Origin of the sequence: Marinobacter maritimus, from assembly GCF_007671675.1 — a bacterium.
Classification (GTDB): Bacteria; Pseudomonadota; Gammaproteobacteria; order Pseudomonadales; family Oleiphilaceae; genus Marinobacter; species Marinobacter maritimus.
Genome location: NZ_VCGW01000003.1, coordinates 41,105 through 58,990, shown reverse-complemented (window position 1 = coordinate 58,990; position 17,886 = coordinate 41,105). Strand labels below are relative to the sequence as shown.

The window sequence follows — 17,886 nt, the reverse complement described above, 5'->3', positions numbered from 1 at the left end:
AGGCCAGGCAGCCACCCCATTGCTCCTTATTGAATTATGTTATGCTCTGGCATCAATTTGGCGAACGTTCTGACCATGAATCTGACAGTAAACCCCGAAGAGCCGACGGATATCAAAGAGAACCTCGGCATCCGCGCGTACAAACAGCTAAAGAATGACATTATCAAAGGTCAGCTGCGCCCCGACGAAAAGCTGCGCATGAGCGTCTTGAAGGAACGCTATGAACTTGGCATTGGGCCTTTGCGTGAGGCGTTGTCGCAACTGGTAGCCGAGCAACTAGTTGTGGCAATCAGCCAGCGCGGCTATCGCGTTTCTCCTATGTCGCTCGCTGAACTGCACGATCTGTATGACGCACGTGCCGAGCTGGAGGCCATGATGCTTGGCCTGGCGATTGAACGGGGCGATGACAATTGGGAAGCGGGTATATTGGGCAAAAATTATCAACTCGCTAAAGTAAGTGAAGCCAATACGCCCGACTCACTGCTGGAAGTATGGGATGCCCGCCATAGCAGTTTCCATACAGCTCTTGTGAGCGGTTGCAGCTCTCCCCAGCTAATGAAAGTACGCGATGGTCTCTTTGACAAGGTCCAGCGATATCGTCATGTCTGGCTTAAGGCCACCGTTTTTTCCAGGGAGGCCTTGGACCAAAAGCGCAAAGAGCACGATGCTCTCGTAGAGATCACACTTGCCCGCCGCAAAAAAGAAGCCGAAAAAATGATGCGCGAACACCTGATGACGCCTGTGCCGATTATCACAGCAATAATGCAGCAACAAGGGACTGCTTGAAGGCGCCCCACTGAACGTATGAAGGGACTTTGGCGGCCCTCTATACAGCTATCGCTTTCCGGGGGACCGACTAACCGGCTGTTAGAACAACAGGCCGGGTAGCCACAGAGCAATCATCGGAAAAGCGACAACCAGAGCAAGACCCAAAAGCTGCAAGCCAACGTAGGGCAGAGCCGAGTGATAAATGTCCACAATGGTGATGGACTTTGGGGCCACCGAGCGCATGTAGAAGAGGTTGTATCCGAAGGGCGGCGTCAAATACGCTGATTGCATGCTAAGGATAAACAATACCGCAAACCAGGTAGTGTCAAAGCCCATGTCGCGCACAATCGGCACGTAAATCGGGATGGTAATGAACAATATGGCAAAATCATCCAGAAACATTCCCAAGGCGAAAAAACTGAAGAGCATGATCAGGATGACGACATAGGGTGACAGCGAGAAAGCATCGATTGAATCAGTGATAATCTCATCAGCACCCAACCCCATATAGATACGGCTGAAAAAGACCGCCGCGATAGCAATCCACAAAAGCATGCCCGTTATTTTTGTCGTGGATAGCATCACGTAACGCAGCAGGTTCCAGTTCAACCGCCCGTGCATCGCGGCGATGATTAGTGCGCCCGCCGCGCCTACGGCTGAGGCCTCCGACGGAGACGTTACACCACCAATAATGCAGCCCAGCACAGTCGTAACAAGAATACCCGGAGAGATGAGGTGGCGTAGCGACTTCAGTTTCTCTTTGGCGGTGAAGCGATCCTCCACCGGCGCGGCAGGGCCTAGCGCCGGGTTCAGGCGGCAGCGAATCAATATATAGGCCATATAGATGCCCGCCAACATCAAACCGGGCATCAAACCCGCAGCGAACAATTTGCCCACAGACTCACGTGCAAGAAAGGCATAAACAATCATCAACACACTTGGCGGGATGAGAAAGCCGAGTGCCCCGCCGGCCATGATGGTCCCCGTAGCCAACCGCTTGTCGTAGCCTCGCTTCAGCATTGCAGGGAGCGCAATGATGCCAAGGCTCACGGTCGCCGCACCCGAGACACCAGCCATAGCGGCTATAAGGGCACAAATCAGAATGGTACCAACGCCTAGACCACCAGGAAGCCGGCCCATCAGCTTGTGTATCATCTCGAAAAGATCGTCCGTTATTCCTGAGCGCTCAAGCACCAGCCCCATGAATATGAACAACGGAAGTGCCGCCAGCAAAAAATTGTCCATGGTGCTGTAGGCTGACGAAAGCAGAAATTGCAGGCCACCAGGGCCAAACATCAAGTAGGCACTGCCCATGCCAGATATCATGAGTGCCCATGCCAGCGGAGCACCCATCACCATCAAGATAATCATGGAGGAAAACATGATGGCAGTGATGGCAAGGGGATCTAGATCTATCATAGAAAAAGCCTTTCCGGGGACTATCTCAGGGATAGACCCAAATGTGTTTCTTGGTGCGTCACGATCAACAGGGCTGCGTTGTCTGTCTTACCGGGGCGCCTCGATCAGGCGCCTTGCTCATCACGCTCGTCGCGCGGGTCGTCATACTGCACGCCCGACAAACGGGCCAAGGCGCGGACAAGCTCTGCAATGGACTGCAGAATCAGAAAACCGACAGCAACAGGGATTGTTGTTTTAACGGGCCATACCATTGGGCGCCATATGCTGCTGTTGGAGTACTCGCCTATTTCCCAGGAACGATAGGCAAATTCCACCGCCATTTTGAAAAACACAGCCAAAACGAGAATGCCCAACGAAAACACGATCACGTCACAAAGGGCCTGAACGCGCACCGGAAACAAACGGTAGATGACATCGCTGCACACATGCTGCCGATGGAGCAACGTATAACTCCCGGCCAGTATGGCCAATGCACCGAAGAACATCGTTGCCAACTCGTGCCCCCACACGGTGGGGGCATTGAAAATATAGCGAGCAACAACTTCATAGAGCAGTACGCCGATGATACCTAACGTCAGCCAGGAGGTGGCTCGGCCAATCCATTCGGAGAGCCCGTCCTGAAAACGAAGATAGCGGGTAATCTTACTCACTGATGCGCCCTTTCGCTTTGGCATTTTTAATCAGGATCTCGATAGCACGGGCGTTACGCTCAGAACGGGCCGCTTCTGCCTCCCAGATAGGAAGGGAAGCTTCTGCCAAGCCGCGGGAATCGTCTTCTGGCAAAGTGGAGAATTGAAAAATAGTGCCTTCATCGATAAGGCGCTGATTGCCTTCTTCAAGCCAGTTATGGACGTCCAAAAGGTATTGGTCTATTTCTGTCTGGACAATCTTCTGTTGCTCGGTACTCATCTTTTCCCAACTATCAGGATTGATAAGCACGCTTTCTGTCCAGCCCGGATTGAGCAGGTTTATGTCAGTATAGTAGCCAGCAACTTCATTGATCCGCAGCTGCTCATATTCTACCGGGCCACCATATACCGCACCGTCAATTACACCGGTAGAAAGAGCAATGTAGATTTCTTCTCCAGGGATGAAGGCCGTGGGAATATCAAACTTCTCAAGCACGGTGGCAATCGAGCTGGTGGCACGAATGCGCATGTCTGCAAGATCTTCAAGGCTGGTGATCGGTTCACGAGTAACCAGACCATAATCACTACCGAAACCCCGACCGATCAGCTTGACCCCTTTTTCTTCATAAGCTTCAGCAATTATCTCGTCCAGGCCTTGATTGGCGAAAATGTCACGCGCTTCTTCCACGTTTACCCAAGCGCCTGGCAAGCCAGCTTCAATGGTGCCGATACCAACCGTGCCCGGCCAATAGCTACCTACACCGTGGGCGATATCGATACTGCCACGCGCAACAGCTTCTACAAACTGATCGCTGTCTACCAGCTCACCACCACGGAAGAACTGAATTCGGATAGAGCCGTCACTGGCTTCTTTTATCCGATCGCGCAGGTCGGAGGCAATTTGATCAACTTCTGTGCCGTAAAACGTATGCATGCGCAGACGCACTGTATCAGCGTAGGCCGCTTGGCTGGCCAGCACGGAAACAGTGAGGGAGGTGGCAAGAAGGCTTTTCACGAATGCAGAAAGATTCATAGGAGGACCCTTATCTGTATGGAATGTTGTTGTTTGTTATGGGTACATCAAGTTTCCGGAACATCTAAACCGCATTCAGTGTAGCCCCATATAAATAAAACATGCCACAAAATTTCTACAAATTTGAAAAATATCCACGTTATTTGATCGACAGCAATTAAATCACATCTGCATTCACCCTGGCTTAACTTGGCCTTATGCCGCGCAACGCAGGCTTTCTGTCGATGCGACCATTCGACTATAAGGAGGACATGCGTTTTTCTTGGATAATTATTTTGACGTTTTATCAAAATGTCGATATTTTGTCAGAACATTTCCTTCACACCAACCGCCGCTATCAGCTTAGGAGCTTTGACGATGAGCCGTTTTAATTGGGACGACCCACTACTGCTGGAACACCAGTTGACTGACGAAGAGCGCCAGATTCGTGACGCTGCCTACGACTACTGTCAGGAAAAACTCCAGCCGCGCGTCTTGTCCGCATTTCGCGAGGAACGTTTTGACCGTGAGATCATGCGCGAGATGGGTGAACTCGGCTTACTGGGTGCAACGGTTGCACCGGAATACGGCGGTGCGGGCGTCAACCACGTTGCTTACGGGTTGATTGCGCGGGAAGTGGAGCGTGTAGATTCCGGTTATCGCTCGGCTATGAGCGTACAGTCGTCGTTGGTGATGTATCCCATCGAAGCTTATGGTTCGGAAGAGCAGAAACAGAAATATTTGCCCAAACTTGCCAGCGGCGAAACCGTAGGCTGTTTTGGCCTGACAGAACCCGATCACGGCTCCGACCCCGGCTCAATGATCACACGCGCCGAAAAAGTGGATGGTGGCTATCGCCTCTCTGGCGCCAAAATCTGGATTACCAACAGCCCTATTGCCGACATTGCAGTGGTATGGGCGAAATCCGCTGCCCATGACAACCAGATTAAAGGCTTTATCGTCGAGCGCGGCACAGAAGGTTTCAGCACACCGAAAATTGAGGGCAAAGTTTCTCTGCGTGCTTCCATCACCGGCGAAATCGTACTTGATAGTGCTTTTGTTCCCGAAGAAAACCTGCTGCCCAACGTCAGCGGACTCAAAGGCCCGTTCGGTTGCCTGAACAAAGCCCGCTTCGGTATCGCCTGGGGCGTAATGGGCACGGCTGAATTCTGCTGGCACGCAGCGCGCCAGTACACCCTGGACCGCAAGCAGTTTGGCCGCCCATTGGCCGCTAACCAATTGATTCAGAAAAAACTTGCCGATATGCAGACCGAGATCACCCTGGGCTTGCAGGCCGCGTTGCAGGTAGGTCGCTTGATGGACAGCGGCAACTGGGCACCAGAAATGGTGTCGTTGATCAAGCGCAATAACTGTGGGAAGGCACTGGACATCGCTCGCCAGTCCCGTGACATGCATGGCGGGAACGGCGTTTCCGACGAGTATGGCGTGATTCGCCACATGGTGAACCTGGAGTCGGTTAACACTTATGAGGGCACGCACGACGTTCATGCACTGATCCTGGGTCGTGCGCAAACTGGGCTCCAGGCCTTTTACTGATTTTTTTCTAACGGCAGGTGTGCACCATGGCAGGTCCCTTAAATAAGTTGCGCGTACTTGACCTCAGCCGCGTGTTGGCGGGTCCCTGGAGCACCCAGATTCTGGCGGACATGGGGGCCGAGGTTATAAAGATCGAAAGGCCCGATAGCGGCGATGATACCCGCCTCTGGGGCCCGCCCTGGCTCAAGGCCGAAAATGGCGAGAACAGCCGCGAGTCTGCTTACTTTCTCGCGGCCAACCGCGGTAAGCACTCACTGACGATAGATATTGGCCAGCCCGAGGGTCAGGAATTAATCCGTGAGCTCGCGAGCCAAAGTGACATCCTGGTGGAGAACTTCAAAAGCGGCGGCCTGGCGAAAAAGGGCTTGGACTACGCCACGCTCTCGGCCCTAAACCCCGGCTTGATCTATTGCTCGATCACCGGCTTTGGACACACCGGGCCCATGGCCGAAATGCCGGGTTACGACTACCTGATTCAGGCCCAGGGCGGACTGATGAGCATTACCGGGGCAGCGGACGACCAACCCGGCGCAGGCCCAAAGCGCGTCGGTGTCGCGGTAGCAGATTTGACCACTGGCATGAACGCCACCATCGCCATCCTGGGCGCGCTGTACCATAGAACCCAGACAGGAGAGGGGCAGCATATCGATCTCGCGTTGCTTGATGTCCAGGTGAGTTGGCTAGCGAACCAGGCGCAGAACTATTTCTGCAGCGGCGAACCCCCAACGCGCACGGGCGACTATCATCCCAATCTCGTGCCCTATCAGCCTTTTCCCACCGCTGATGATCAACAGATCATCATTGCCATCGGAAACAACGGGCAGTTTCAGAGCTTCTGCGAGGCCATTGGCCAGGGCCAGCTTGCCCAAGACGCGCGTTTTGCTACCAACGCCGAACGAGTGAAGCACCGCGTTGAGCTGATCAAGGTATTAGTAAGCGCGACCAAAACACGGACGCTGAAACAATGGACCCTGCTTCTCAACGAGATTGGGGTACCCTGCGGCCCGATTCAGGACATCGCCCAGGTATTCGATGATCCGCAAGTGCAGGCACGCGGCATGGAAGTGACCCTGGATTCAGCTCACGGCCCAGTGAGGAGCGTGGCCAATCCGATCAAATACTCGAAAACTGCGATTGAATACCACAAAGCACCGCCCACGCTGGGAGAAGACACTTCCGCAGTGCTTGAGCGCGTGCTGCAAAAGACTGCCAGTGAGATTGAAGCGCTAAAGAGAAAGGGTGTGGTTTAGCGCATAAAGCGATAGCCGGATTGAATTACTGCTCAAGAAAGGCTAGGTACCGCTTGCGCAAATTGTTGTGTTTTTACAAAGAATCCAGGTTACGCCCATGCCACTCTGAAACAACACGCTAAACCACGCGGCGCGTCTCACGCGCCTGCCTTTCGCGTATATCTGGACTTAGCTGCCTTCACGCTGAGAACCTGGCTTAAAAAGTTTAAACCAAGCGATTAAGCCCGCTATAGACCCCAAGCCCAGAAAAACAAAGAATTCTTCGACGTTAAAGTCGCCAACTTTATACATTAACCCCAGAAAAACTAAAAGAAATGTTCCAACGGTGCCGACAACCCTTAATTTCATACACTAATCCTCAAAATTTGTGTGCTCACATAACGCAGCCAGCATGCGCGGCCTTGTAGTGGAAGCAAAGCCGCAACGAAAAAGGCGTCGCCGTGCCTGGCCTTGTTATGGTGCCATGCTCCATTAGCCGGCTGGCCCGAATAGTCATTCAAGATAAAGGCGACACCCGAGACACTTAGAATGAAGCCATAAAATAATGCCGTTTTGTTGATCGCCGGCCACGAGAAGTGTTGGCAGATGAACAAGAATGGCTTGGCGAAGCCTCGCCGGGATGGCTGAAAAAGAGCAGCCAAAGTGCAACACCGCTAAAAAGTGTGATCCCTAGAATTGCTGCTACTCGACTGATTTGCATAATCATCCAGCATCCATAACAGCGAACTCAACGACAAATGATATCTATACTAAACGTGTCCATTCCCCCGCGTCGCGGGTGTGACCCACCAAATTTGTCTTTATTATCAGAAAACTACCTACTTCAAAAGGTAGCCCGCCCGGAAATAAGGGTCTATTGTCAGATTTCCCCAAAAATATCTGTTCGCTTATCTACCACCGGTCCAAGCTGACTGTTCCATATTTTTCATAGAGTTGTAAGCTATGCAGTCCAACAATCATGGAGTTTTGCGACTGTTGTCGTATATCTCCGTTACTCGTTGGTTGTCGAGTCTGATCGGCTATCGGCGAAGAGTGGCGCGAAGCAAAGAAGCGGCGGACTGCCAGCCTCGTTAAACAGTTTTCGGGCAGCGACAGCAGAGAACAACGTCATCTGCTTTGATGGCGGCCAACCATTTGATACAAATGTGCTTTACAGTGATACTGAAAGGCATTGAAAATTCGGCATGGAGCGGGTGATGGGAATCGAACCCACGTGTGCAGCTTGGGAAGCTGCCGTTCTACCATTGAACTACACCCGCCAGAAGGCGTGACCACCCGCGCAATATAAGCGCTTCCGCCGGTTCCCGGCAAGCATTCTCTATATGGAGTTCTGATGGATCCAACGCTCACCCTGGTAGGTGCCCTGATGCTCGTCATCAGCATCGTTCTGAGCCCGCTTTCCAGCCGGGTGGGTATGCCGGTACTGCTTATTTTCCTGGCGGTGGGCATGATGATGGGTAAAGACGGGCCGGGCGGCATTGAATTCGACGATTTCCAACTCTCTTTCCTGGTCGCCAATCTGGCGCTGGGCGTTATCCTGCTTGATGGCGGCATGCGCACACGGGCAGAAACCTTCCGGGTAGGTCTGAAGCCCGCCCTGGTGCTCGCAACCGTTGGCGTAGCCATGACGGCCTTGGGGGCTGCATTCGTTGCCTGGCTGGTCTTTGATTTGCACTGGATGACGGCCCTGCTTATCGGTTCCATCATCTCATCAACCGATGCCGCCGCGGTGTTTTCACTGTTGCAAGGTCGCGGGCTGCACTTGAATGAGCGCGTAAGCGCGACGCTGGAAATCGAATCCGGCAGTAACGACCCCATGGCGATTTTCCTCACGCTGATGATGGTCACGTTGATTGCCAGCGGTGGCGAACACGCGATACAGGATTCACTGATTCTGTTATTCAAACAGTTCAGCATTGGCAGCGTTGGCGGTATCGTTGGCGGCTTTCTGATTGCTGAGCTGGCCAATCGCATCCGCCTTACGCCGTCGCTCTACCCATTGCTGGTGGTCGCTGCCGGTATCCTGGTGTTTTCTGCTATCAACGCCCTCGGGGGCAGCGGGTTTCTGGCGATCTACCTGTGTGGTGTTGTGATTGGCAACCGCAAGGTACGGATGATGCCTATGATCCTCCAGGTGCACGATGGCCTGGCGTGGCTGGCCCAGCTCTGCCTGTTCCTGATACTTGGCTTGCTGGTGAACCCATCAGACCTGCTTCCTCTGGCCGGCAGCGGCCTGGTACTGGCGTTGGCGCTGATTTTTGTAATCCGGCCCTTAACTGTTTTGCTCACTGTCTGGCCTTTTGGCTTCAACCGCCGAGAGCTGGGTTTTATTAGCTGGGTGGGGCTACGGGGGGCCGTGCCTATTGTTCTGGCCCTGTTCCCGATTATTGCCAACCTCCCGGAGGCGCAACTGGTGTTCCATGCCGCTTTCTTTATTGTGTTGGTTTCTCTGCTGGTTCAAGGCACCACGATCACCCCGCTTGCGCGCAAACTGCGCCTGGAGGTCCCGGCAAACGGCGAGCCATACCGGCGCCTGCCACTGGACGCACCTGCGGCCGGCGATCACGAGCTCATGCTATTCCCCTTGCGGGGAGAAAACTGGGAAACTCCTCGAGTCCTGGGCCAGCTTCGCTTTCCGGAAAACACGGCCGTTGCAGGCGTGTTCCGTAACCGGGTTTGCCTGCAACCCAAGGCGGATCTGGAAGTATCCAGTGGCGATATGGTCGCCATGTTTGCCACGCCCAGCGTTTTGCAGGAACTGGGCAAATCACTCAGCGGCCGCCATGCCCCGAAATATCTCGCAGAGAGGGCTTTCTTTGGCGATTTCGTGCTGAACGGAGATGCGCTGCTTGGTGATGTAGAGCAGGTCTATGGTATTGAGTTCAATGAGTTGCCCCCGGAACTGTCACTGGCCGAATGCTTTGCCAAGCGCACCAAGGGACACCCGGTTGTTGGCGATACGGTGGTTCTGGGGCCCGTTACTCTGGTAGCGAGGGCCACCGAGGCGGATCAGGTTACCAAGGTTGGCCTGAAAATGGATAAGTCACAAAATGCCTGAGATCTGCATCGGATAGCTATAAAAGTTAACAAAACCCCTTAACCTCTGGCAGACCGGTTATGTTATAAAAGGTTCTGCGTAAAGATTAATCATTGGTAAGTTAAGGTTATGACTATTTCCCGTTTGTTAACTTCGTGCCTTCTGGCTCTGTTTATTGCCGCAAGCTTTCCAGCCTACAGTTCAGAGTTGCTGGCCCGTGCAGACTCCCGCATGCCGACAATGGACGATTCGCCAAGCGAGTCTCTGATGGTCAGTAAAGTGCTGGTGAAAAAGGGGCAGCGCCGCCTCTATCTGATGAATGGAGAAGTGGTGGTCCGGAGTTATCGTATATCGCTGGGAGACAACCCTGAAGGGCACAAGCTCTTTGAGGGCGACGAGCGCACGCCGGAAGGCGACTACACGCTGGACTGGCGCAATTCTGGCAGCGATTTTTACAAATCCATTCACATTTCCTACCCAAGCGGAAAAGACCGTGAAATGGCTGAGAACTGGGGCCTGGATCCCGGTGGCAGCATTATGATTCACGGCCTGCCCAATGGTGCAGAAGACATGGCGTTCGCCTACGCAGGTCTGGACTGGACCAACGGCTGCATAGCCGTAAACAACCAGGAAATGGACGAAATCTGGCAATTGGTCAACGACGGCACCCCAATACGCATCATCCCCTGACAGCCTTCGACAACCTTCTTGTGACGCGCGCATTAAGTTGTTGTCATACCCTGAAACAATTCAAGATACTTAGTTAACATTTCTGCCCAGAGTGTTTTACACTGGTATACGTCTCCGGTAGTTAAAGCCTATCGGGCCGAAGCTAACAGGAAATAACTCGACCAATAAGGGGTTTTATAATGCGTAAACTGACGATCGCCGGAATCGCACTGGCTACTGCTCTGACTGCAGGTTGTGCAACTTCCGACCAGGGCGCTCTTGACGAAGCCAATGCAACTGCTAACTCTGCTGAGCAAACTGCAGACAAAGCAATGAACACCGCTAACAGCGCTGCCAGCTCTGCACGCTCTGCCCAGCAGACTGCTGACCGGGCTCTGGCCGCTGCGAAGGCAGCTCAGAAGTCTGCTGACGAAGCAAACGAGCGCGCGAAGCGTATGCTTGAGCGTGCAAGCCAGAAGTAAGGCTTAAGCACTGCGAAAAAGGCCGGAGACTCCGGCCTTTTTTTTGATTTCCGCTTTATGGTTTCGGCTGCTTTGGTTGATTATTATCTGGCGCCTTCTCCATGAACATTTTGATCATGTCCATCGGTAGCGGGAATACGATGGTGGATGAGTTGGTGTTGCTCATGTCTGAGAGGGTTTGCATGTAACGCAATTGCATGGCTCCCGAATCGGCAGACATTACTTTTGCTGCCTCCACCAGCTTCTTCGACGCCTGCAACTCGCCTTCCGCATGAATCACTTTTGCCCGCCGCTCACGTTCGGCTTCAGCTTGCCGTGCAATGGCCCGAATCATGGATTCATCAAGGTCTACGTGCTTGATTTCAACGTTAGCAACCTTGATTCCCCATTCTTCAGTTTGAGTATCAATAATCTCTTGAATGTCCGCATTCAGCCTGTCCCGCTCTGACAGCATTTCGTCCAGGTCGTGCTTGCCCAACACCGATCGCAGCGTGGTCTGAGATAGTTGGCTGGTCGCGGCATTGAAATCCTCAACACGGATGATCGCGCGCTCCGGATCCACCACCCGAAAATAAAGCACGGCATTCACCCGCACGGTAACGTTATCCCGGGAAATTACGTCCTGGCTCGGCACGTCCAGAGTGATAACTCGTAAATCCACCCGCACAATTTGCTGAATGCCCGGAATCACAAAGATCAAACCAGGCCCTTTAACGCCCTGAAACCGACCCAGAAAAAACACCACGCCACGCTGGTACTCGGGCAGAATTTTAATAGCAGATCCCAGAATCAACAACAACACCACAATGGGTGCCAGCCAGGAAATCAGATTACCAATCATACGGCCTCCTCAACGCTAACAGTCAGGCCATCAATTCCGGTGACCTGCACCACATCATTCCGGTTTACGGGATGTCGGCTAACCGCCTTCCAGCGCTCTCCACTCAGGCGAACATGTCCCCGGTAGCCGTCATGTGCCTCCTGAAAGTCCTCCAGCGCAACGGCTGTTTCCCGGGTTATCTGCTCGCTTCCGATGACCAGATGTTTTTTGCGCAACCCGATAAACCGGGTGACCGTCCACAGAATAAAGCCTGCCGCTACGGTTGCAGTTCCACCAATAGCTGGTAACGAAATCGCGCGATGACTCCCATCCATCAGAATGACTGATCCGGCAACGAACGCAACTATGCCGCCAACACCGAGAATGCCGAAACTGGGCACCAGAGATTCTCCGACAATAAAACCCAACCCCAAAAGTATCAGCGCCAGACCGGCATAGTTAACGGACAACACCTGGAATGCGAACATAGCCAGGACCAGACAGATGGCGCCAACCACACCTGGTACCACGGCACCCGGGCTCGCCAGTTCAAAGATAATGCCGTAGAACCCGATAATCATCAGGAAATAGGCAACATTGGGGTGGGTAATCACGGAAAGCAGACGGGTACGCCAATCCGGCTGCATGCGAATGATCTCAAGACGAGCGGTCTGCAAAGTAGTCTCGCCGGAAGCCAGGCGCACGGTGCGCTCATCAATCTGGCGCAGGAGCTCGGTCAAGTCCGAAGCAACAATATCAACAACGTTTTTATCCAATGCCTCTCGGGCGCCAAGGTTTACCGCTTCACGAACCGCCTCTTCAGCCCAATCAGCATTCCTGCCGTGACGCTCAGCCAAGCCTCGGATGTAGCTGACTGCATCTTCAAGAACTTTTCGCTCCATGGGCGTTCCACCCCGGCGCTTACTGTCCTTGCCAGTGTCGTTTTCAGGCGTGGCATCTGCTGGAGGATCCTGGCTTTCGGGCAACCCACCCATCTGAACCGGCGTTGCGGAGCCCAGGTTGGTTGCAGGTGCCATAGCCGCGATGTGGCTAGCGTACAGGATATAAGTGCCAGCACTGGCCGCACGGGCACCCTGAGGGGTCACATAGGTCACTACTGGAACATCGGACCCAAGGATGGCCTTGATGATTCCGCGCATGGAGTCCATAAGCCCGCCGGGCGTGTCCATCTCGAGAACCATCAACTCGAAACTTTCGGTCTCTGCGCGGCGAATTCCGCGCACCACATAATCCATGGTAGCGGGACCAATGGCACCCTCAACCGTCAGAACCAGAGCGCGGGGGCTCTTTTGTTGCGCAAATACCTGGTGAGCCAGCAAAGCCAGGGCGAGCGATGCACCAACCAGAAAAACCACGGTCCATATTCCGAGCCACGGCTGGCGACCTGATCTCATGGGATGGTAAGGCTGCATATCGCCCCCCTGGATCCGGAAGATTGATCAGAACAGTCTGGCGAGCACCGAAACCGGCAATCGCCGTAATAAAAAGCCTATAGGCGTCCAAGGCCAGCCCGGCACAAAACACTCACTCTTTCCGGACTCAATTGCTTTTACCATAGCCTTGCAACCGGTCTGCGCATCCACAATAAAGGGCGCGTTCTTTACCTTCTCATTTATTGCCGTCCGGATATAACCCGGATAAAGCGTTGTCACCTTGATAGGAGATTTCGCCTTTGCAAGTTCGACACGCAAACCCTCTGAAAGTGCCGCAAGACCAACCTTGGTTGCCGCATAGGTATTCACATTGCCCGGCATACCGCGTACAGCGGTTACTGAAGACACAGTGACAAGGTGCCCCTGGTTTTGCTCACGGAATATCTTCATCGCCGCTTCCATCTGTGCCAGAGCGCCAACGAAGTTGGTTTGTGCAGTTTGGAGGTTGGCATCGAACCTGCCGGTGCCAAGGGGCTGGCCTTTGCCGATACCGGCGTTAACAACGATACGGTCCAGGCGACCAAACTCTTGCTGAAAGGCCCGGAAAACCTCAAAAACCTGATCGTGGTTGTTTACATCGAGCGCCAGGATACTAACGGTGACGTGCGGGTACCTAGCGGTAAGCTCCTCACGCAACGTCTCCAGCTGCTCAGTGCGACGGGCACACAGAGCCAGGTTGTCACCTCTCGCCGCAAACTCACGGGCCATGCCTTCACCAAGGCCTGAACTGGCACCGGTGATCAGTATGGTGCGACTCATGAACTCTCCTGATTTATCAATATCGTGAACGTCGGCACTGGCATAATCAGAAATACAGCTTCGGCTCGGGCTCCTCCGATATCGGGGCTTGTTTGTTTTTTGTCGTTTTGTCGGATGCCAGGCGTGCAACCTGCTCACCAACCATGGCAGGAATACCGTCCGCCTGGTCCACGGCCAGCTCTATTGACCTGCGCTGGACCTCAACACCCGGATGCTTCTTGCGAAAGGCTTCGACGGTCAGGGTAACTTCACGCCACAAACGATCTCTGTCCTGCTGGCTGTATTCTTCATGGGGGCGATGAACTTCAAGCCAGACTTCGCCACCGGACATCCCCATTTTTACCGGTTCATTGACGATTTGAACCGAGGTGCCTTTGCTCACCTGATACACGAAGCGGGAAATGTCTTCGTTATACATCCGGAAACAGCCGTGGCTGACCGGCATGCCCACGCCAAACCGCTTGTTAGTGCCGTGAATCAGGTAGCCCTTTTCACTCAGCAAAAGGGCATGGCTGCCTAACGGGTTATCAGGGCCGGGCGGTATCATTCGCGGTAGAAAGTCTCCAGACGCTTCGTACTCTGCGCGAATACTGGCGGGGGGATACCACGCTGGTGATTCCAGAGGCATGGTGACCTCTGCATCGGCCAGTGGGGACGGGTTTTCCGATGTGCCAACGCCAACCGGATAAACCTGCACGCCATCCTCGGAAAAATAGTAAAGCCGGTACTCCGCCAGATTAATCACAATACCTTCACGGCGGGCCTCCGGAATAATGTACTGGCGCGGCAATGTGATCGTGGTGCCTTCACCGGGCAGCCAGGGATCAACACCCGGATTCGCTTTCACCAGCTCGAGATAGCCCATCGCAAGCTGGCTGCCCACTTCGGCAAACGTATCTTCGTAACGGGTAGTAAACACGCCCAATTGGCCGGCCAGATCTCCGTTCACTTTGAACGTTGGCACGCGGGGGCTGCGATCGGGAACCTTCCCGGCAACAGGCTTTTCAGCTGCACTGCCCGGTTCAGCGGCCCACAATGGCTGGAAAGCCAGCGCGCCCGCCAACAACAATGCCGAATACTTTTTGAGTCCCATAAATCCCATTCCAGAAAAACCTGCTTCTACGCGTGCAGTGACAGCGGCCACTCTCAAGAGTTCCAGATCACCGATGAAAGGGTCACAACAGCCATGGCGGCAAACAATATGCTCGCGCTAACCCGAGCGGTCGCCAGTGGCATGCGATCCATTAACCAGTGACCCGCCATGATAACCGGTATATTGGCCAGCAACATCCCCGCTGTTGTACCGATGATAACCCAGGTTGTTTCAGTAAAACGGGCTGCCAGTACAACGGTGGCTATCTGGGTTTTATCGCCGATCTCTGCCAGGAAGAACATCACGGTGGTTGCCATGAAAGCCCCCATGCCCAGGAACCGGGAGTCGTCGCTGTCGTCCTTGTCCGGAATCAGAAGCCACAGCGCAATCAACACGAAGCTTACCGCGAGAATCCAGGGTAACCAGGCCTCGGGAATCCAAGCAGCAACCCAGGCGCCCAGCCAGGCGGACAAAGCGTGATTCAAAATCGTTGCAAGCAGAATGCCCATGATAATGGCAGAACGCCGGGAATAGCGGGCAACCAGAAAGAGCGAGAGTAGCTGGGTCTTGTCACCAATTTCCGCGATGGCTACGGCTATGGTGGAGGTAAGAAATGCATCCATGGAACAGTCCGGGGCGGATAGTCAGACATGAGACAGTCTTACCTTCCGCCCTTGGAGGTAAGTCTGCCTCAGGTCTTGCCAATTTCACCGGTAAACCAATGAAACACGATGGCCATGAGGATGTGCCCCAAGTATGTTGACCACCGTCCGCCCCTGGATACCAAGCGCGGAAGCTACTCCCCTGAAGAGAAGAGTTCTATATTAAGCAATCGCTGCAGGCTTAACAACCACCCGAGCAACGCACTTCGCATGCAAACGTCAAACGGCCCCAAAGAGCTTACTTTTGCTTTTCAGCGTTATCCAGAATTTTGTGAAACACTTTCAGCGCGCTTTCGATTTCATCCTCGCTGATGCCGTCAAGCATTTCGTCCCGCAGCGTATTGGCTCGAGCGGTCAGAACCTCCATGAACTCCCGGCCTGGATCCGTGAGATGCAAACGACGGGCCCGGCGATCATTGGGGCATGCCCGACGCTCAATCAGATGCTGTTGCTCCAGGCTGTCCAGCAGACGGACAAGCGTGGGATTCTCGATAGCCATCAGGCCCGCAAGTTCCCGCTGGGTGAGACCTTCACCGCCTTCCTTGAGATAGACCATGGTAGTCCAGCGCGCCTGGGTAACACCCAGATCTTTCAGACGCTCGTCTAGCAGCTTGCGCCAGCGACGGGTTACCCGGGCGACAGCAAAGGGGAACTGATCTTTCATGGTTAACACTCCGTTCCTGGGCCGGAATCACGCTTCGTGAGCCTCACAACGCCGACCAAAAGACTTACATTGTGGGAAAGCTACTAATAGTAAGCTAACCATTGAGATAAAAACAGGGTTTAAAACATAACGAAATCGGGAAAAACCGAAAGCCTTGTCGGTAACCCTGCGTCAGCCTGTATGACGCAGAGACTCCTCATGTATATCCTCAACCTCAGGGGATTCATGGAATTGCGTATTCCGCGGATCCATTTCTGTCAGTACAGAAGAGGTTTCGGGCATTGCGGGCACATAATGCTCCTGATCTGCTACAGCGACATCATCGGTATAGGTAATGCGCAGCGAGGTGATCACCGCAAGAACGAACAGGAACCCGGCATTACCGACAAACAGGCCTTTCGGGCCCATCAGATTAATCAGCTCCGCCATCGCAATGGGGCCGATAACACTGCCAACGCCGTAGCTGAGTAGCAAGGTGGCGCTGGCAGCTACGATGCGGGAGCTTTCCATGCGATCGTTGGTTATCGCAACAGAAATCGGGTAAATCATTGCTGAAAGGCCGGTGAATATTCCCACCAGAAGCATGAGCAGCCAGAGGTTTCCCGCACCCGTAAAACTGACAGCAACGGCTGCCATTGCCGCCGCAAATACCACCCAGAACATCACGCGGCGGCGATCAAAGCGGTCACACAATCGCCCCAGTGGCCAGGCAAGAAGCATGGCCGCAATAATGGCGCTGGCCATGAAGGTTGAAGTTTTGGCAACATCCAGCCCCATCAGGGTTGCGTAAACAGGCCCCAGTGCATAAAAACCACCAATCAGAATGCCACAGATCACGGCGCCGGAAACGCCTGTAAATGACTCGCGGCCAAGCGTGAAAAACGAGATGCGCTGAACCTGTTCAATGACCGGCGCTTCCATTTGAGTAAGGGACAAGGGAATCAGCGCCAGTGCCAGCAGGATCGCGGCGAGGGAAAACGGCATGAAGTTGGCGGGATCGCCCACATTGACAATAAGCTGGCCACCGGCGGCAGAAAGGTAAAATACGATCTGGTAGACCGCAAACAGGGCGCCCCGGTTGCTGTTGGTGGCACGGCTGGAGAACCAGCTTTCTATAACAACCAGCACTCCGGCAATGCTGAATCCCGAAAGCACCCGCAAAAATGCCCAAAGCTCCGTGGAAACGGCCATGGGATAAAGGAGTGCCGTCACAGCAGCGATCGTCGCAAATACAGCGAACGCACGGATATGGCCAACCCGGCCGATAATCTGGTGCACGTACAGAGTACCCAGTACAAAACCAATGGAATAGCACACCAACACCCAGCCGATAACGTCGGGGGAAACTGACTCGATGCTCAGGCGAATGCCCAGCAGGGTCATCAGAAACGCATTTCCGCTGACCAGCAGGACAATACTCAAAAGAAGAGCAGACAGGGAGGTGACCATACGGGTCATTGAGAAAGCTCCGGGCTTTACTGGGGCCGTATTACAACAGCACCTCTGCGATGTGACTACTACGCACTTGCCGCAGGTCTGAACACAGCCCGGGAGCGCCAAACGTGGCTATGACGCGGTTTCACAATGTTTCACATTAATGTGACGTAACAG

Annotated in this window: 17 protein-coding genes and 1 tRNA gene; 6 read left to right on the top strand and 12 right to left on the bottom strand. The window is 53.8% G+C overall.

Translation table 11 applies throughout. The features are described 5' to 3' along the window. Nucleotides 1-75: 75 nt before the first annotated feature. Entirely contained in the window at nucleotides 76-786 is a 711-nt protein-coding gene (gene csiR, locus FFI90_RS12455; RefSeq protein WP_222120521.1) for a DNA-binding transcriptional regulator CsiR, read from the top strand. Between the two features lie 81 nt (nucleotides 787-867). On the opposite strand, the gene FFI90_RS12450 is transcribed toward csiR, so the two are convergent. The 3 genes from FFI90_RS12450 to dctP all read right to left on the bottom strand — a co-directional run bounded on the left by FFI90_RS12450 (nucleotide 868) and on the right by dctP (nucleotide 3,849). After that, the gene (locus FFI90_RS12450) at nucleotides 868-2,187 is read right to left on the bottom strand and encodes a TRAP transporter large permease (protein ID WP_144778401.1); all 1,320 of its coding nucleotides are present in this window, start codon (nucleotides 2,185-2,187) and stop codon (nucleotides 868-870) included. A 104-nt stretch (nucleotides 2,188-2,291) separates the two neighbouring features. After that, nucleotides 2,292-2,837, bottom strand: coding sequence for a TRAP transporter small permease subunit (locus FFI90_RS12445; RefSeq protein ID WP_144778400.1), 546 nt, complete (start codon nucleotides 2,835-2,837; stop codon nucleotides 2,292-2,294). Then, on the bottom strand, nucleotides 2,830-3,849 hold the full coding sequence (gene dctP, locus FFI90_RS12440) for a TRAP transporter substrate-binding protein DctP (protein ID WP_144778399.1): 1,020 nt from the start codon (nucleotides 3,847-3,849) through the stop codon (nucleotides 2,830-2,832). The genes FFI90_RS12445 and dctP overlap by 8 nt, the downstream gene beginning before the upstream one ends. 357 nt (nucleotides 3,850-4,206) lie before the next feature. Here dctP and FFI90_RS12435 point away from each other — a divergent pair, with 357 nt between their 5' ends. Further along, a complete protein-coding gene (locus tag FFI90_RS12435) occupies nucleotides 4,207-5,385 on the top strand; it encodes an acyl-CoA dehydrogenase (RefSeq protein WP_144778398.1) in 1,179 nt (392 codons plus the stop codon). A 26-nt stretch (nucleotides 5,386-5,411) separates the two neighbouring features. Beyond that, nucleotides 5,412-6,635, top strand: coding sequence for a CaiB/BaiF CoA transferase family protein (locus tag FFI90_RS12430; protein WP_144778397.1), 1,224 nt, complete (start codon nucleotides 5,412-5,414; stop codon nucleotides 6,633-6,635). Nucleotides 6,636-6,803: 168 nt separating this feature from the next. On the opposite strand, the gene FFI90_RS12425 is transcribed toward FFI90_RS12430, so the two are convergent. Beyond that, nucleotides 6,804-6,983, bottom strand: a complete 180-nt coding sequence (locus FFI90_RS12425) for a hypothetical protein (RefSeq protein WP_144778396.1) — start codon at nucleotides 6,981-6,983, stop codon at nucleotides 6,804-6,806. Nucleotides 6,984-7,820: 837 nt separating this feature from the next. Beyond that, nucleotides 7,821-7,894 (bottom strand) — tRNA-Gly (locus FFI90_RS12420). A 74-nt stretch (nucleotides 7,895-7,968) separates the two neighbouring features. On the opposite strand from FFI90_RS12420, the gene FFI90_RS12415 reads away from it, so the two are divergent. The 3 genes from FFI90_RS12415 to FFI90_RS12405 all read left to right on the top strand — a co-directional run bounded on the left by FFI90_RS12415 (nucleotide 7,969) and on the right by FFI90_RS12405 (nucleotide 10,823). After that, entirely contained in the window at nucleotides 7,969-9,693 is a 1,725-nt protein-coding gene (locus FFI90_RS12415) for a potassium/proton antiporter (protein WP_144778395.1), read from the top strand. 108 nt (nucleotides 9,694-9,801) lie between these two features. Continuing rightward, entirely contained in the window at nucleotides 9,802-10,362 is a 561-nt protein-coding gene (locus FFI90_RS12410; protein ID WP_144778394.1) for a L,D-transpeptidase family protein, read from the top strand. A 179-nt stretch (nucleotides 10,363-10,541) separates the two neighbouring features. Then, nucleotides 10,542-10,823, top strand: coding sequence for an Lpp/OprI family alanine-zipper lipoprotein (locus FFI90_RS12405; protein ID WP_144778393.1), 282 nt, complete (start codon nucleotides 10,542-10,544; stop codon nucleotides 10,821-10,823). Nucleotides 10,824-10,878: 55 nt separating this feature from the next. Here FFI90_RS12405 and FFI90_RS12400 read toward each other — a convergent pair whose 3' ends face one another. From FFI90_RS12400 to FFI90_RS12370, 7 genes are all read right to left on the bottom strand, one after another. Continuing rightward, a complete protein-coding gene (locus FFI90_RS12400) occupies nucleotides 10,879-11,664 on the bottom strand; it encodes a slipin family protein (protein WP_144778392.1) in 786 nt (261 codons plus the stop codon). Continuing rightward, complete coding sequence (locus FFI90_RS12395; RefSeq protein WP_144778391.1) at nucleotides 11,661-13,076, bottom strand: NfeD family protein; 1,416 nt, start codon at nucleotides 13,074-13,076, stop codon at nucleotides 11,661-11,663. The genes FFI90_RS12400 and FFI90_RS12395 overlap by 4 nt, the downstream gene beginning before the upstream one ends. A gap of 27 nt (nucleotides 13,077-13,103) precedes the next feature. Beyond that, nucleotides 13,104-13,856: an SDR family oxidoreductase gene (locus tag FFI90_RS12390; RefSeq protein ID WP_144778390.1), complete on the bottom strand. Its 753-nt coding sequence runs from the start codon at nucleotides 13,854-13,856 to the stop codon at nucleotides 13,104-13,106. Between the two features lie 46 nt (nucleotides 13,857-13,902). Beyond that, nucleotides 13,903-14,949: a L,D-transpeptidase family protein gene (locus tag FFI90_RS12385; protein ID WP_144778389.1), complete on the bottom strand. Its 1,047-nt coding sequence runs from the start codon at nucleotides 14,947-14,949 to the stop codon at nucleotides 13,903-13,905. Between the two features lie 53 nt (nucleotides 14,950-15,002). Beyond that, complete coding sequence (locus tag FFI90_RS12380) at nucleotides 15,003-15,572, bottom strand: TMEM165/GDT1 family protein (protein WP_144778388.1); 570 nt, start codon at nucleotides 15,570-15,572, stop codon at nucleotides 15,003-15,005. A 277-nt stretch (nucleotides 15,573-15,849) separates the two neighbouring features. Further along, nucleotides 15,850-16,275 (bottom strand): MarR family transcriptional regulator, encoded by a 426-nt coding sequence (locus FFI90_RS12375; protein ID WP_144778387.1) that lies wholly within the window; start codon nucleotides 16,273-16,275, stop codon nucleotides 15,850-15,852. Nucleotides 16,276-16,446: 171 nt separating this feature from the next. Continuing rightward, on the bottom strand, nucleotides 16,447-17,733 hold the full coding sequence (locus tag FFI90_RS12370) for an MFS transporter (protein WP_144778386.1): 1,287 nt from the start codon (nucleotides 17,731-17,733) through the stop codon (nucleotides 16,447-16,449). Nucleotides 17,734-17,886 lie beyond the last annotated feature (153 nt).